Source organism: Pseudomonas sp. AAC (assembly GCF_000725445.1).
Lineage (GTDB): Bacteria > Pseudomonadota > Gammaproteobacteria > Pseudomonadales > Pseudomonadaceae > Pseudomonas > Pseudomonas citronellolis.
Genome location: NZ_KL647094.1, coordinates 810,637 through 826,713, shown reverse-complemented (window position 1 = coordinate 826,713; position 16,077 = coordinate 810,637). Strand labels below are relative to the sequence as shown.

Sequence of the window (16,077 nt, the reverse complement as noted above, 5' to 3'; positions counted from 1 at the left end):
CTTTGCGTTTACTGTTGGTCTGGCTCGCTCGCCGGCGGGGCGTCGAAGCCGCCGTTGGCCGGGGCTTCCGGGGCGGGTTGCTGCGGTTGCCCGGCCGGCGCCTCTTCCTGCATTTCCGCCGGCGGCGGGGTGGTCGGCTTGGCGTTGAGCGGGCTGACGCGGATCAGCATGCCCAGGCTGGGGTGGTCGAGGTAGGCCAGCACGTCGTTCTTCAGGCTGACGTCCTGGACCATGTGCTGGCTGTTGGCGAGCAGGCCGTCGGCGCCGAACTGGTTGATCCAGAAGTCCACCTGGGTGTCGACGAAGCGCTGCTGGCGCAGGCTGATGGTGCCTTCCACGGGGAAGTGGTCATCCTGCTGGCGGCCTTCGCTGAGGGCGATCTTCACCGGCGTGTCGCCGATGGACTGTTTCCAGGCCTTGTGCATCAGCACGTGGTAGCCCTGGGCCTGGGCCAGCTTGTTGGCCTGGGCGTCCATCGCCGTCGGCCGGCGGGCGTCCTCGCCCAGCGGCTGGGCGCCCTTGGCCCAGTCGTCGGGCGCCGGCTGGCTGGAGTAGACGACGTCGCCTTCCTGCTGGAACAGGATCAGTTCGACCTGGTAGAGGTCGTCGGCGAAGCTCGCCGGGGCGATAAGGGCAAGCAGCAGCGGCAGGTAGCGGAACATACTGGTCCTTTCAGGATGCGTTGGGCGCGAGGCGCTCGAACAGCGCCTCGAGGGTGTTGAAGCGTTCTTCCGGGCGCTCCATGGGCACCTGGAACTTGAACAGGGTCGCGCCTTCGAACCTGTAGCGGTTCGGCTGGCTCTGGATCAGCTTGATCAGCACCAGTGGGTCGACGCAGGTATCGGCGGCGAATTCTACCCGGCCTCCCTGGGGGCCGGCATCCACCTTGACGATGCCGAGCTTCTCCGCCTGCAGTTTCAGGAGCGTCAGACGCACCAGGTTCTTCGCCGGCTCGGGCAGCAGGCCGAAGCGGTCGATCATCTCCACCTGCAGTTCGCGCAGGCCGTCCTCGTCCAGCTGGTTGGCGATGCGCTTGTAGAGGATCAGCCGCGCGTGCACGTCGGGCAGGTAGTCCTCGGGGATCAGCGCCGGCACCCGCAGGTTGATGTCCGGGCCGCCGCCCAGGGGCTGCTCCAGGTTGGGCTGCTCGCCCTTGCGGATGGCTTTCACCGCGCGTTCGAGCATTTCCATGTAGAGGGTGAAGCCCACCGCCTGGATCTGCCCGCTCTGGCCTTCGCCGAGCAGCTCGCCGGCGCCGCGGATCTCCAGGTCGTGGGTGGCCAGGACGAAGCCGGCGCCCAGGTCCTGGGCGTTGGCGATGGCCTCCAGGCGTTTCTCGGCGTCGGGCGTCATCTGCTTGCGCGGCGGCGTCAGCAGGTAGGCGTAGGCCTGGTGGTGGCTGCGGCCGACGCGCCCGCGCAGCTGGTGCAGCTGGGCCAGGCCGAACTTGTCGGCGCGCTCGATGAGGATGGTGTTGGCGCTGGGCACGTCGATGCCGGTCTCGATGATGGTCGAGGCCACCAGCACGTTGAAGCGCTTGTGGTAGAAGTCGCTCATCACCCGTTCCAGATCGCGTTCGTGCATCTGCCCGTGGCCGATGCCGATGCGCGCCTCGGGCACCAGCTCGGCCAGGTCGCGGGCGCACTTCTCGATGCTTTTCACCTCGTTGTGCAGGTAGTAGACCTGGCCGCCGCGCAGCAGCTCGCGCAGCAGCGCCTCCTTGATCACCGCGTTCTGCTGTTCCATGACGAAGGTGCGCACCGACAGGCGGCGCGCCGGCGGCGTGGCGATGATCGACAGGTCGCGCATGCCGGCCACGGCCATGTTCAGGGTGCGCGGGATCGGCGTGGCGGTGAGGGTGAGGATGTCCACCTCGCTGCGCAGGGCCTTGAGCTGCTCCTTCTGGCGCACGCCGAAGCGGTGTTCCTCGTCGATGATGACCAGGCCGAGGTTCTTGAAGCGCACGTCCTCCTGCAGCAGCTTGTGGGTGCCGATGACGATGTCCACCTTGCCTTCGGCGAGCTGGCCGACCGCGCCTTCGACTTCCTTGGCGGTCTTGAAGCGGCTCATCACCTCCACTGTCACCGGCCAGTCGGCGAAGCGGTCGCGGAAGCTGTTGTAGTGCTGCTGGGCTAGCAGGGTGGTGGGCACCAGCACCGCCACCTGCTTGCCGCTGTGCACGGCGACGAAGGCGGCGCGCATGGCTACCTCGGTCTTGCCGAAGCCGACGTCGCCGCACACCAGGCGGTCCATCGGCTTGTCGGCGAGCATGTCGGCCACCACGGCGTCGATGGCCGCCTGCTGGTCCGGTGTCTCCTCGAAGGGGAAGCCGGCGGAGAAGGTGGCGTAGTCGGCCTGCGGATCCTTGAATGCGTAGCCCTTGCGCGCGGCGCGGCGGGCGTAGATGTCGAGCAGTTCGGCGGCGACGTCGCGGACCTGCTCGGCGGCCTTGCGCTTGGCCTTCTGCCAGGCCTCGGAGCCGAGCTTGTGCAGCGGCGCCAGGGCGTCGTCGCTGCCGGTGTAGCGGGCGATCAGGTGCAGGTTGGCCACCGGCACGTAGAGCTTGGCCTCGTCGGCGTACTCCAGGGCCAGGAACTCGGCGTTCTGCCCGTCGATCTCCAGGGTGATCAGGCCCATGTAGCGGCCGACGCCGTGGTCGATGTGCACCACCGGCGCGCCTTCGCGCAGCTCGGTGAGGTTCTTGATGACGTTCTCGCCGCCGTCGCGGGTCTTCTCGCGGCGCCGGCGCTGCATCACGCGCTGGCCGAACAGCGGGCTCTCGGCGATCAGCGCGACTTCGCCGCTCAGCAGCAGGCCGTCGTCCAGCGGCGCGATGGTGATGGCCAGGCGCTCGGGCTGGGCGAGGAAGGCCGGCCAGCCGTCGACTTCGCCGGGGCGCAGCTTCAGCCGTGCCAGCAGTTCCAGCAGCACCTCGCGGCGCCCGGCGGATTCGGCGCTGAACAGGATGCGCCCGGGGAATTCCTCGATGAAGCGGCGCAGCCGGGCCAGCGGCTCGCTGGCCTTGGCCTCGATGGCCAGGTCCGGCAGGGGCTCGGCGGGGAAGCTCTCGCGGCCCACGCCCGGCTCGACCGGCTCGGCGCTGACCACCACGCGCGGCCAGCTCTTGAGGCGGGCGAAGCAGTCCTCCACCGGCAGGAACAGCTCGGCCGGCGGCAGCAGCGGCCGCTCGGGGTCGTAGCGGCGGTCCTCGTAGCGGCTGCGCACGTCGTTCCAGAACTGCTCGGCGGCCTGCTCGATGCCCGGCAGGGAGAACACCTGGGTGTCCTGGGGCAGGTAGTCGAACAGGGTGGAGGTCTCGCCCTCCTCGAAGAACAGCGGCAGGTAGTACTCGATGCCGGCCGGGGTCAGGCCGCTGGCCAGGTCCTGGTAGATCGGGCAGCGCCGGTAGTCGACGTCGAAACGCTCGCGGAAGCGCCCGCGGAAGCCGGTGACCGCCTCCTTGCGCAGGGGGAATTCGCGCGCCGGCAGCAGGCGGATGCTCTGCACCTTGTCGATGGAGCGCTGGTTCTCCGGGTCGAAGGTGCGCAGCGTCTCGATCTCGTCGTCGAACAGGTCGATGCGGTAGGGCAGCTCGCTGCCCATCGGGAACAGGTCGATGAGCGCGCCGCGCACGGCGAACTCGCCGTGTTCGTAGACGGTGTCCACGCAGCGGTAGCCGGCGGCTTCCAGGCGCAGGCGCATCTGCTCGACGTCGAGCTTCTGGCCGACGTCCAGCACCAGGCTGCCGCCCAGCAGGAACTTCACCGGCGCCAGGCGGTGCAGGGCGGTGGCGATGGGCGCCACCAGCACGCCGCGGCGCAGCTCGGGCAACTGGTAGAGGGTGGCGACGCGCTGGGAAATGATGTCCTGGTGCGGCGAGAACACGTCGTAGGGCAGGGTTTCCCAGTCCGGCAACTGCAATACCGGCAGGTCCGGGGCGAAGAAACGCAGCTCCTGTTCCAGGCGCTCGGCGCTCTGGCTGTCGGTGGTCAGCAGCAGGGTGAAACGGCTGGCCCGGGCGGCGGCCTCGGCCACCGCCAGGCTCAGGGCGGCGCCGGGCAGGTTGCCCCAGGTTTGCTTGCCGGCCGCGGCCGGCAAGGCGGGAATACGCAATACGGACACGGGCGTAGCGGGCTCCGGTCGGAAATTTGACCGGGTGGATTGTAACTATCCCGATTGACGGCTGTCAGTCTTTGCAGCGCTGCAGATTGCCGGCGATGGCCTGCACCGTCATAATGTAGCCCCTTTTTTCTTCTCCTACATGTGGAAGGTAATGCCCGTGAATCAGAAGCCCGACCAGTGTCTCGGTGAGTGGATCGATCGTGAAGCCCTCGCGGAAGCCATGATTCCGCTGATCGGCCAGCTCTACCGCAACAACAACGTGGTGACCTCGATCTACGGCCGTGGCCTGATCAACCGTTCGGTGATCGACATTCTCAAGGCGCACCGTTTCGCCCGCCACCGCCTGGCCGACGAAGCCGAGCTGTCGGTTCACGACACCTTCCCCGTCCTCAAGGCCATGAGCGAGCTGAAACTCGGCGCCGCCTCGGTCGACCTGGGCAAGATGGTCGCCAAGTTCAAGGCCGAGGGTAACGGCCGCAGCATCGAGCAGTTCACCAAGGACGAGCTGGCCGACGTGGTCGGCAAGCAGAACGGCGCCGCCCGCGAAGGCACCGACGTCGTGCTGTACGGCTTCGGCCGCATCGGCCGCCTGCTGGCGCGCATCCTCATCGAGAAGACCGGTGGCGGCGACGGCCTGCGCCTGCGCGCCATCGTCGTGCGCAAGGGCGCCGAGAACGACCTGGTCAAGCGCGCCAGCCTGCTGCGCCGCGACTCCGTGCATGGCAAGTTCGACGGCACCATCACCATCGATGAGGCCAACAACACCATCACCGCCAACGGCAACCTGATCCAGGTGATCTACTCCAACGATCCGTCCTCGGTGGACTACACCCAGTACGGCATCAAGAACGCCCTGCTGGTCGACAACACCGGCAAGTGGCGCGACGCCGACGGCCTCGGCCAGCACCTGAAGTGCCCGGGCGTCGACCGCGTGATCCTCACCGCTCCGGGCAAGGGCGCGCTGAAGAACATCGTCCACGGCATCAACCATGGCGACATCACCGCCGACGACAAGATCGTCTCCGCCGCCTCCTGCACCACCAACGCCATCGTGCCGGTGCTCAAGGCAGTCGATGACCAGTACGGCATCGTCAACGGCCACGTCGAAACCGTTCACTCGTACACCAACGACCAGAACCTGATCGACAACTTCCACAAGGGCAGCCGCCGCGGCCGCAGCGCTCCGCTGAACATGGTGATCACCGAGACCGGTGCCGCCACCGCCGCCGCCAAGGCCCTGCCGGTGCTCAAGGGCAAGCTGACCGGCAACGCCATCCGCGTTCCCACCCCGAACGTGTCCATGGCCATCCTCAACCTGAACCTGAACAAGTCGACCTCCCGCGAGGAGATCAACGAGTACCTGCGCCAGATGGCCATGCACTCGGACCTGCAGAAGCAGATCGACTTCGTCAGCTCGCAGGAAGTGGTCTCCACCGACTTCGTCGGTTCCCGCCACGCCGGCGTGGTCGATGCCGAAGCCACCATCTGCAACGACAACCGCGTCGTGCTGTACGTGTGGTACGACAACGAGTTCGGCTACAGCTGCCAGGTGGTCCGCGTGATGGAAGAGATGGCTGGGGTCAACCCGCCGGCCTTCCCGCGCTAAGCCAGGCCTGAAAATCGAAAACGGGAGCTCTCGGGCTCCCGTTTTTCGTTAGTCTTCGCGCTTACCCGCGCACCATAACGATAAAAATGCCAACCCCTCTACCGAGGAACCCCGCAATGGATGGACACCCCCATCTGCATGAAGGCTCGCTCAAGCGTGGCCTGAAGAACCGCCACATCCAGCTGATCGCCCTGGGTGGCGCCATCGGTACCGGCCTGTTCCTGGGCTCGGCCGGTGTACTGCAATCCGCCGGCCCGTCGATGATCCTCGGCTACGCCATCGGCGGCTTCATCGCCTTCCTGATCATGCGTCAGCTCGGCGAGATGATCGTCGAGGAACCGGTCGCCGGTTCCTTCAGCCACTTCGCTCACAAGTACTGGGGCGGCTTCGCCGGCTTCATGTCCGGCTGGAACTACTGGGTGCTGTACATCCTGGTCGGCATGTCGGAACTCACGGCGGTCGGCAAGTACATCCAGTTCTGGTGGCCGGAGTTCCCCACCTGGGCCACGGCGGCGATCTTCTTCGTGCTGATCAACGCCATCAACCTGTTCAACGTGAAGGCCTTCGGCGAGACCGAGTTCTGGTTCGCGATCATCAAGGTCGCCGCCATCATCGGCATGATCGTGCTCGGCGTCTGGCTGCTGGCCAGCGGCAACGGCGGCCCGCAGGCCTCGGTGAGCAACCTGTGGAGCCACGGCGGCTTCTTCCCCAACGGCATTTCCGGCCTGGTGATGGTCCTGGCGATCATCATGTTCTCCTTCGGCGGCCTGGAGCTGGTGGGCATCACCGCGGCCGAGGCCTCGGAGCCGAAGAAGGTGATCCCCAAGGCGATCAACCAGGTGATCTACCGCATCCTGATCTTCTACATCGGTGCCCTGGCCGTGCTGCTCTCGCTGTACCCGTGGGACGCGCTGCTGCAGAGCATCAACAGCTCCGGCGACCCCTACAGCGGCAGCCCGTTCGTCAAGGTGTTCTCGCTGCTGGGCAGCGACGTGGCGGCCAACGTGCTGAACTTCGTGGTGCTGACCGCGGCGCTGTCGGTCTACAACAGCTGCGTGTACTGCAACAGCCGCATGCTCTTCGGCCTGGCCGAGCAGGGCGACGCCCCGCGCGCTTTCGCCAAGGTCGACGACCGCGGCGTGCCGCTGCTGGCCATCGGCGTCTCGGCCTTCATCACCCTGGCCTGCGTGGTGGTCAACTACGTGATCCCGCACCAGGCGCTGGAGCTGCTGATGTCCCTGGTGGTGGCGGCGCTGGTGATCAACTGGGCGATGATCAGCCTGGCCCACCTGATGTTCCGCCGCGCCAAGAACCGCGAGGGCGTGCGCACCAGCTTCCGCGCCCTGTGGTACCCGTTCGGCAACTGGCTGTGCCTGGCCTTCGTGGTGTTCATCCTCGGCATCATGCTGCAGATCCCGGGCATCGACGTGTCGGTGTACGCCATCCCGGTATGGGTGGTGCTGATGGGCATCTGCTACCTGCTCAAGCGCAAGGGCGAGGCACGGGCTACCGCCTGATCCCGCCGGCGCTGGACGAGAAAGGGCCGCATTCCTACCGGGGTGCGGCCTTTTTGTTTGCAGCGGCGGATAACCGCGAACGGTTATGCGCCCTACGTCATGGTTGGGCATTGCGTAGGGCGGATAACGCCTACGGCGTTATCCGCCGTTTGGCCGTGATTCCAGGCGCGTTCCGGGTCACCTGTTCCCGGGCACTCCGGGCCCGACCCGCCATGGCGATGGGTATCGCTTCGCTCAACCCATCCTACGAAAAGCCGTGCTTCCTGGAACCGTAGGAGCGGACTCCGTCCGCGATGGGCCCCACCGGCGGCTCTGTAGGCCGGCCAGCGCCGTACTACAGCTGCCCGTCGCGATAATCCCGCGCCACCGCCTCCAGCCCCGCCTGGGCGAACAGCTGCAGGTGGCGGGCGAGGTCTTCCGGCGGCTGTTCGAACAGGCCGGTCAGCGGCGTGGGGATTTCCCGGCTGATCACCTGCAGCGTCAGGTAGGGCGCTATCACGCTGAACAGGCAACGCAGCAGCGCCGGCTCCTGGGCGGGGATGCCGGTGACCTCGCCGAGCAGTGCCAGCACCAGGCGCACCTTGGGCATGGCCTCCCGGTCGATGAGTTCGGAGAGGAAGGGCGAGGGCGTCAGCAGCTCGCGGGCCCACAGGCGCGCCTGCCAGCGCTGGCCGTTGGCGACGTTGAGGGTCAGCGCCGCGATCAGGTCGGCGAGCTTGTCGCGGGCCGGGCGCTGGCCGCAGGTCAGTCGTTCGAGCTGGTCGTAGCCGATCAGGTGCTTGTGCATGTCCTGCAGCACCGCGCGGTAGAGGCCGTCGCGGCTGCCGAAGTGGTAGTTCACCGCGGCCATGTTGCACTGCGCGCGCTGGCAGATGGCCTTGCTGGTGGTGTCGGCGTAGCCACGCTCGGCGAACAGTTCGCCGGCCGCCAGGAGTATCCGGCGACGAGTGGCTTCGCCGTCCTGGCGGGGGGCGCGTTGCGGCGCTGGGCGGGGCTTGGAAGGAGAGCTAGGCATGACTGCACCCTGCTGGATCAGGTGTAGCAGACTAAAGCCTGCATAGATCAAATTCAAATTTGAATTACTGGTCTATGCTTGTATGCTTGTTTCTCGTCGCCACTGGCTAGCGGGTCGTCATCATGCGCAAGAAGCTCATCGTTGTCCTGGCATTGCTCGCCGTAGCGGGCCTGGGGGCCTGGTACTACTTCCACTCGAAGGCCGAGCAGGGCGGCGACCTGGTGCTCTACGGCAACGTCGACATCCGCCAGGTGTCCCTGGCCTTCACCGGCAGCGAGCGCATCGCCGAGATGCGCGTGGAGGAGGGCGACGCGGTCAAGGCCGGGCAGGTCCTGGCCAGCCTCGACAGCCGCACCCTGAAGCTGCAGATCGACCAGGCCAAGGCGCAGATCGCCGCCCAGGAAGCCAACGTCCTGCGCCTGCACAACGGCTCGCGCCCCGAGGACATCGACCGCGCCAAGGCCCAGGTGGACGGCGCCAGGGCCCAGGTCGAACTGGCCGGCATCCAGCTGCGCCGCCTGCAGGGCATCCGCGCCAACAGCCCCGGCGGGCGCGCCGTCAGCCAGCAGGACCTGGACAACGCGAGCGCCCAGCTGAAGGTCGACCAGGCCCGGCTGGAGGATGCGCAAAAGGCCCTGCGCCTGGCGAAGATCGGCCCGCGCGCCGAGGACATCGCCCAGGCCGAGGCCCAGCTGCAAGGCGCCCGCGCCCAGCTCGCGCTGCTGCAGCACAACCTCGACGAAACCCAGCTGCGCGCCCCGCAGGACGCCACGGTGCGCTCGCGCCTGCTGGAGCCGGGCGACATGGCCTCGCCGCAGCGCGCGGTCTACGCCCTGGCCATCACCGATCCGAAGTGGGTGCGGGTGTACGTCAACGAAACCCAGCTCGGCCACATCAAGCCGGGCATGCGCGCCAGCGTCAGCACCGACAGCCATCCGCAGCAGCCGGTGCAGGGGCGCGTCGGCTACATCTCCGACGTCGCCGAGTTCACCCCCAAGGCCGTGCAGACCGAGGAGCTGCGCACCGCGCTGGTCTACGAGGTGCGGGTGATAGTTGAGGACAAGGACAACCGCCTGCGCCTGGGCATGCCGGCCACGGTGCGCATCGCCGAGGGCGACCAGCTGCGCGACGGGAAGGCCGACTGATGGACCTGGTGATAGACGCCCGCGGCGTCGCCAGGCAGTTCCTGGTCAAGGAGTCCGGGCAGATCGTGCAGGCCCTGCACGGCCTCGACCTGCAGGTGCGCAAGGGCGCGCTGACCGCGCTGGTTGGCCCGGACGGCGCCGGCAAGACCACCTTCCTGCGCCTGGTGGCCGGGCTGCTGCGCGTCGATAGCGGCGAGCTGGAGGTGCTCGGCATCGACGTCAAGGCGCACCCGCAGCGCGTGCAGGACCTGATCAGCTACATGCCGCAGCGTTTCGGCCTCTACGAAGACCTGAGCGTGCAGGAAAACCTCGATCTCTACGCCGACCTCCACGGCGTCGGCGCGCAGCAGCGCCGCCAGCGCTTCGAGCGCCTGCTGCAGATGACCGACCTGGGACGCTTCACCGACCGCCCGGCGGGCAAGCTGTCCGGCGGCATGAAGCAGAAGCTCGGCCTGGCCTGCACCCTGGTGCGCTCGCCGCAACTCCTGCTGCTCGACGAACCGACCGTGGGCGTCGACCCCCTGTCGCGCCGCGAGCTGTGGGAAATCGTCCAGCAGTTGGTGGAGGAGGAGAGTCTCAGCGTGCTGCTGACCACCTCCTACATGGACGAAGCCGAGCGCTGCTCGGAGGTGTACCTGCTGCACCAGGGCCAGTTGCTGGCCCAGGGCCTGCCCGAGGACATCCGCCGCCACGCCGACGGCCTCTGCCGCATCGCCGTGCCGCCGGCCGGCGAGCCGGCGCGCAAGCTGCAGGCGCGGCTGCTGGACGATCCGCAGAACATCATCGACGCGGTGCCCCAGGGTGGCGAGGTGCGCTTCATCCGCCAGCGCGATGCCGATGAAAAGCGCCTGGACGAACTGCTCGACGGCGCCCCGGTGCGCGAGGTGGAAGCGCGCCTGGAGGACGGCTTCATGGTCCTGCTGCGGGCCAGGAGCGGCGCCGAGCAGGTGGATACCGAGGCGCTCAAGGCCGCCGCGCCGGGCGGTACTTCCGGCAACGGCGAGGCGGTGATCGAAGTGAAGGACCTGGTGCGCAAGTTCGGCGACTTCACCGCGGTGGACCGCACCAGTTTCAGCGTGGCCCGCGGCGAAATCTTCGGCCTGCTGGGGCCCAACGGCGCCGGCAAGACCACCACCTTCCGCATGCTCTGCGGGCTGCTGCCGGCGTCTTCCGGCAGCCTGCAGGTGGCCGGCGTCAACCTGCGCCACGCCCGCGCCCAGGCGCGCCGGCGCATCGGCTACGTGTCGCAGAAGTTCTCGCTGTACGGCAACCTCTCGGTGCGCGAGAACCTGCAATTCTTCGGCGGCGCCTACGGCCTGGCCGGCAGGCAGTTGGGGCGGCGCATGGACGAGGTGTCGCGGCAGTTCGACCTTTCCGGCCACGAGGGCGAGCCCAGCGGCCAACTGCCCGGCGGCTACAAGCAGCGCCTGGCCATGGCCGTGGGCCTACTCCACGAGCCGGAAATCCTCTTCCTCGACGAACCCACCAGCGGCGCCGACCCCCTGGCCCGGCGCGGCTTCTGGCAGCGCATCACGGCGCTGGCGGCCGGCGGCACCACCATCATCATCACCACCCACTTCATGGAAGAGGCCGAGTATTGCGACCGCATCGTCATCCAGGACGCCGGGCGCATCCTCGCCATGGGCACGCCGCAGCAGGTGCGCGAGCAGGCCGGCGGCCAGGGTAGCTCGCTGAACATGGAGCAGGCCTTCATCGAGATCGTCGAGCAGGCCCGCCAGCACCAGCAGGAGGCGCGCGCATGAGCGGTTCGTTCTGGCGCCGGCTGCTGTCGCTGACGCGCAAGGAAGTGCGCCAGCTGTTGCGCGACCGCAGCAACCTGATGATCGGCATCGGCCTGCCCATCGCGCTGATCCTGATCTTCGGCTACGGCCTGTCGCTGGACGTGCGCCACAGCCTGGTGGCGGTGGTGCAGGACGACCCGGCGCCGCAGGCCCGCGACCTGCTCGCCAGCATCAGCGACTCGGAATACCTGCGGCCGCTGCCGCTGAAATCCTTCGAAGAGGGCCGGCGGCTGTTGGAGTCGCGCCAGGCCGACGCCCTGGTCTACCTGCCCGCCGACTTCAGTCGCCGCCTGCAGGACGGCGATGCCCAGGTGCTGGTGTTGGTGCAGGGCTCCGACGCCACCCGCGCCTCGGGGGTGAGCAACTACCTCAACCAGGCCCTGGCGCTGTGGGGCGAGAAGCAGGCGGCGCGCAACGCCGGCCTGCAATCCGGCGGCGTGCGCATCGAGCAGCGCATGTGGTTCAACGCCGCCAACACCAGCACCTGGTACCTGGTGCCAGGGCTGATCGTGCTGATCATGACCCTGGTGGGCGCCTTCCTCACCGCGCTGGTGATGGCCCGCGAATGGGAGCGTGGCACCCTGGAGGCGCTGTTCGTCACCCCGGTGCGCTCGGTGGAAATCCTCCTGGCGAAGATCATCCCCTGCTTCCTGGTCGGCCTGCTGGGCCTGGCGCTGTGCCTGCTGGCGGCGCGCCTGCTGTTCCACGTGCCCATGTACGGCTCGCTGCTGGCGCTGCTGGTCAGCTCCATGCTCTACCTGTTCGTCGCCCTGGGTATCGGCCTGCTGATCTCGGCGGTGACCAAGAACCAGTTCCTCGCCAGCCAGATTTCCCTGCTCGCCAGCTTCCTCCCGGCGATGATGCTCTCGGGCTTCATCTTCGACCTGCGCAACGTGCCCACCGCCGTGCGGCTGATCGGCAACCTGCTGCCGGCCACCTACTTCATGGAGCTGGTGAAGTCGCTGTTCCTGGCCGGCGACTTCTGGCCGCTGATCATCCGCAACTGCCTGATCCTCGCCGGCTACGCCGTGGTCCTGCTGGGCCTGGCGCAGCTGGCCACGCGCAAGAGGCTGGACTGAGATGGGCGCCTTCGCCGAACTGCTGCGTCGCCTGGCCAATCTCTGGCGCAAGGAGCTGCTGGTGATCCTCAAGGACCCGGCCAACCGCATCGTGCTGCTGGCGCCGGTGCTGATGCAGAGCCTGCTGTTCGGCTACGCGGTGACCTTCGACCTCAACGACGCGCCCTACGCGCTGCTCGACCAGAGCCACAGCGAGTCGTCCCAGCGCCTGGCCAACCGCCTGGACGGCAGCGGCATCTTCCACCGCGTGGCGACCCTGCGCGCGCCGCGCGACATCGCCAGCGTGATCGACGCCGAGAAGGCGCTGCTGGTGATCCAGATTCCCGCCGACTTCGAGACGCGCCTGACCCGCGGCGAGCCGGCGCCGCTGCAGGTGATCCTCGACGGGCGCAACTCCACCACCGCCGGCGCCGCGGCGGCCGGGCTGGCCAGCGTGGTCAACGACTTCAATCGCGAGCGCGGCCTGGTCCAGGCGCCGGTCAGCGTGGTCACCCGCGCCTGGTACAACCCCAACCTGGAGACGCGCTGGCCGCTGATCCCGGCGCTGATCGCCTCGCTGAGCATGCTGCAGACGCTGATGCTCAGCGCGCTCTCGGTGGCCCGCGAGCGCGAGCAGGGTACCTTCGACCAACTGCTGGTCACGCCCTATTCGCCCATGGAAATCATGCTCGGCAAGGCCCTGCCGCCGATCCTCATCGGCCTGGTGCAGGCGTCGCTGGTGCTGCTGATGGCGCTGTACTGGTTCCGCATCCCCATGGCCGGCTCGCTGCTGGATTTCTACGGCGGGCTGCTGGTGTTCATGGTCTCCTGCGTCGGCCTGGGCCTGTCGATCTCGGCGGTGTCGCTGAACATGCAGCAGGCAATGCTCTACACCTTCGTGCTGATCATGCCGATCATGCTGCTCTCGGGCCTGGCCACGCCGGTGCGCAACATGCCCGAGGCGCTGCAGATGGCCACTTACATCAACCCGCTGCGCTTCGCCATCGACCTGATCCAGCGCATCTACCTGGAAGGCGCCAGCCTGTTCGAGGTGGCCCATGACCTGTTGCCGATGCTGGTGGTGGCGAGCGTGACCCTGCCGCTGTCCGCCTGGCTGTTCCGCAATCGACTCGCCTGACCGGAGGCCGCCATGCCGTCGTCGCCCAATCCCTACTTCCTCCTGCCGCTGCTGCTGGCGCTGGGCGCCTGCGCGGTGGGGCCGGACTACCAGGCGCCGCAGCCGCAGGCCCCGGCCGACTGGCGCGCGGCCCATGCCGGCGATGCCGCGCTGCTGAGCGCGGGGCAGGGCGGCCAGGCCATCCCCGCGCAGTGGTGGACGCAGTTCGCCGACCCGGCGCTGGACTACCTGCAGCGCCGCGCCACGGCGGCCAGCCCGGACCTGCAGAGCGCCGCGCTGCGCTTCGCCCAGGCGCGCATGCAGCGGCAAATGGTCGCTGCCCAGCGCGGGGTGAACGTCGACGGCAAGGCCGACGTGCAGCGCCAACGACAGAGCGAGCGTGGCGCCAGCGCGCGGATGATCTCCAGCCTGGCGCCGGGCGAGAGCGACGAGCTGGCGAAGACCCTGGCCCAGCCCTTCACCCTCTACGAAGCCGGCTTCGACGCTTCCTGGGAAATCGACTTCTGGGGCCGCGTGCGTCGCTCCATCGAGGCCGCCGACGCCCGCGTCGAGCAGCAGCGCGCCTTGCTGGAACAGGCGCGCTTGCTGGTTGCCAGCGAGGTGGCGCGCGGCTACTTCGAGCTGCGCCGGGTGCAGCAGCAGATCGCTGTGACCCAGGAAGACCTGCGCGCCACCGAGGAATCCCTGGAACTGGTGCAGGCCCGCGCCGACGGCGGCCTGGTGGACGACTTCGATCTGGTGCGCCAGCGCAGCCAACTGGAAGAGCTGCGCTCGCGCCTGCCGCAACTGCAGGCGGCCGAGGGCCAGGCGATCAACCAGCTCGGCGTGCTGGTCGGCGCGCAGCCGGGCGAGTTGCAGGCGCAGCTGAAGACGCCGCCCGCGCAGCCCGCCGTCTTGCCCGACCTCAGCCCCGGCCTGCCATCGGAAGTGGCGCGCCGGCGCCCGGACATCCGCGCCGCCGAAGCGCAATTGCACGCCGCCACGGCCAACATCGGGGTGGCGGTGGCCGAGCTGTACCCGAGCATCCGCCTGGGCGCCAGCTTCGGCTATTCCTCCTTCGAGAGCGGCGACCTCTCCGACTGGGGCAGCCGCCAGTGGGCGGTGGGGCCGAGCCTGAGCGTGCCGATCTTCGACAACGGCCGGCGCCGCTCCCAGGTGACCCTGCGCAAGCTGGAGCAGCAGGAAGCCGCGGTGAACTACCAGCAGACCGTGCTCAAGGCCTGGCAGGAAGTCGACGACGCCCTCAGCGGCTACGGCGCCGAGCGCCAGCGCAACGCCCAGTTGCAGGCGCGGCTGAACAGCGCCGGGCAGGCCTACGACATGGCCAAGGCGCGCTACGCCGGCGGCATGACCGATTTCCTGGTGGAGCTGGACGCCCAGCGCAACTACCTGCAGGCGCGCCGCGACCTGGTGGACAGCGACGGCCAGCTGCGCCTGGACCTGGTGGCGCTGTACAAGGCCCTGGGCGGCGGCGCGCCGCTGGAGGGCGGCGATTCGGTCAACGAACCTTTACCGCCTGGGCAACAGTAAGCCCTGCCGTTTCCGGTAGAATGTGCGCCGCCCGTGCCGGGGCAGGGGAATGGAGGTGGTGCGTTGCGAGGCATCTGGCTGTGCTTGGGGCTGTTGGCGTTGGCCGGTTGCGGCGAGCGTGTCGAGCGCTTCGGCGGCCCGACCATGGGCAGCAGCTATTCCGTGCAGTACCTGCCGACGGCGCAGAGCCCCGCGCCGCAGCGCCTGCAGGCGGAGGTCGAGGGCATTCTCGGCGAACTCGACCGGCAGTTCTCCACCTACCGCGACGACTCCGAGGTCTCGCGCTTCAACGCCCTGCCGGCCGGCGCCTGCCAGGCCATGCCGACCGAGCTGGTGGAGCTGCTGCGCTACGGCAACGAGCTGTCCGAGGCCAGCGCCGGCGCCTTCGACCTCAGCGTCGAGCCGCTGCTGAACCTCTGGGGCTTCGGCCCGCAGTCCCGCGGTGAGCTGGTGCCGGCGCCCGAGGCGCTGGAGCGCGAGCGGGCGCGCGTCGGCTATCGTCATGTGCGGGTGGACGGCAGCCTGGTGTGCAAGGACGTGGCGGCGCAGTTGGACTTCGACAGCATCGTCGCCGGCTACGCGGTGGACCGCGTCAGCCAGCGCCTGGCCGAGCTGGGCGTGAAGAATTACCTGGTGGAGATCACCGGCGAACTCAAGGCCGTGGGCCACAAGTCCGACGGCTCGCCCTGGCGGGTGGCGCTGGAGGTGCCCAGCGGCGAACGCGAGCGCAGCGTGGCGCGCTCGCTGGCTGTGGACGGCTACGGGGTGTCGACCTCGGGCGACTACCGCAACTATTTCGAGGAAGGTGGGCAGCGCTACTCGCACACCTTCGACGCGCGCACCGGCACGCCGGTGCGGCATAGGCTGGCGGCGGTGACCGTGGTCGACCGCTCGACGCTGCACGCCGACGGCTTGTCGACCCTGCTCATGGTGCTGGGCCCGGACGAGGGCTACCGCTACGCCGAGCAGCACGGGCTGGCCGCCTGGTTCGTCGTGCACCAGGGGCAGGGCTTCGCCATGCGCGCCAGTACGCGCTTCGCCGAGCTCTTCCCCGATCCGGCGCGGCCATGAAAGCCGCACCAAATGTAGTGATGGCAAAATTCGCCTACCGCACGACCAAGCGCTAATGTGCAGCAATTTGTCA

11 protein-coding genes are annotated in these 16,077 nt (G+C 68.4%); 8 read left to right on the top strand and 3 right to left on the bottom strand.

All coding sequences use genetic code 11. The annotated features are described in order from the left end of the window. Positions 1-8: 8 nt before the first annotated feature. Positions 9-662, bottom strand: coding sequence for a CsiV family protein (locus FG99_RS03400; protein WP_009621368.1), 654 nt, complete (start codon positions 660-662; stop codon positions 9-11). Between the two features lie 10 nt (positions 663-672). After that, the gene (gene mfd, locus FG99_RS03395) at positions 673-4,122 is read right to left on the bottom strand and encodes a transcription-repair coupling factor (protein WP_043267308.1); all 3,450 of its coding nucleotides are present in this window, start codon (positions 4,120-4,122) and stop codon (positions 673-675) included. Positions 4,123-4,261: 139 nt separating this feature from the next. Here mfd and FG99_RS03390 point away from each other — a divergent pair, with 139 nt between their 5' ends. Further along, positions 4,262-5,728: a glyceraldehyde-3-phosphate dehydrogenase gene (locus FG99_RS03390; protein WP_043267306.1), complete on the top strand. Its 1,467-nt coding sequence runs from the start codon at positions 4,262-4,264 to the stop codon at positions 5,726-5,728. Positions 5,729-5,844: 116 nt separating this feature from the next. Continuing rightward, positions 5,845-7,245, top strand: a complete 1,401-nt coding sequence (locus FG99_RS03385) for an amino acid permease (protein WP_043267304.1) — start codon at positions 5,845-5,847, stop codon at positions 7,243-7,245. A gap of 334 nt (positions 7,246-7,579) precedes the next feature. Here FG99_RS03385 and FG99_RS03380 read toward each other — a convergent pair whose 3' ends face one another. Continuing rightward, the gene (locus tag FG99_RS03380; protein ID WP_043267300.1) at positions 7,580-8,260 is read right to left on the bottom strand and encodes a TetR/AcrR family transcriptional regulator; all 681 of its coding nucleotides are present in this window, start codon (positions 8,258-8,260) and stop codon (positions 7,580-7,582) included. A 122-nt stretch (positions 8,261-8,382) separates the two neighbouring features. Between FG99_RS03380 and FG99_RS03375 the strand changes: the two genes are divergently transcribed. The 6 genes from FG99_RS03375 to FG99_RS03350 all read left to right on the top strand — a co-directional run bounded on the left by FG99_RS03375 (position 8,383) and on the right by FG99_RS03350 (position 16,004). Continuing rightward, positions 8,383-9,405 (top strand): HlyD family secretion protein, encoded by a 1,023-nt coding sequence (locus FG99_RS03375; protein WP_043267298.1) that lies wholly within the window; start codon positions 8,383-8,385, stop codon positions 9,403-9,405. After that, positions 9,405-11,168 carry an ATP-binding cassette domain-containing protein gene (locus FG99_RS03370; protein ID WP_043267296.1) on the top strand — a complete coding sequence of 588 codons (1,764 nt, stop codon included), beginning with the start codon at positions 9,405-9,407 and terminating at the stop codon, positions 11,166-11,168. The genes FG99_RS03375 and FG99_RS03370 overlap by 1 nt, the downstream gene beginning before the upstream one ends. Then, positions 11,165-12,286, top strand: coding sequence for an ABC transporter permease (locus FG99_RS03365; RefSeq protein WP_043267294.1), 1,122 nt, complete (start codon positions 11,165-11,167; stop codon positions 12,284-12,286). Before FG99_RS03370 ends, FG99_RS03365 begins: the two co-directional genes overlap by 4 nt. Before the next feature lies 1 nt (position 12,287). Beyond that, positions 12,288-13,403, top strand: a complete 1,116-nt coding sequence (locus FG99_RS03360; protein ID WP_043267292.1) for an ABC transporter permease — start codon at positions 12,288-12,290, stop codon at positions 13,401-13,403. Between the two features lie 12 nt (positions 13,404-13,415). Further along, a complete protein-coding gene (locus tag FG99_RS03355) occupies positions 13,416-14,933 on the top strand; it encodes an efflux transporter outer membrane subunit (RefSeq protein ID WP_043267290.1) in 1,518 nt (505 codons plus the stop codon). 63 nt (positions 14,934-14,996) lie between these two features. Continuing rightward, on the top strand, positions 14,997-16,004 hold the full coding sequence (locus FG99_RS03350) for an FAD:protein FMN transferase (RefSeq protein ID WP_043267288.1): 1,008 nt from the start codon (positions 14,997-14,999) through the stop codon (positions 16,002-16,004). Positions 16,005-16,077 lie beyond the last annotated feature (73 nt).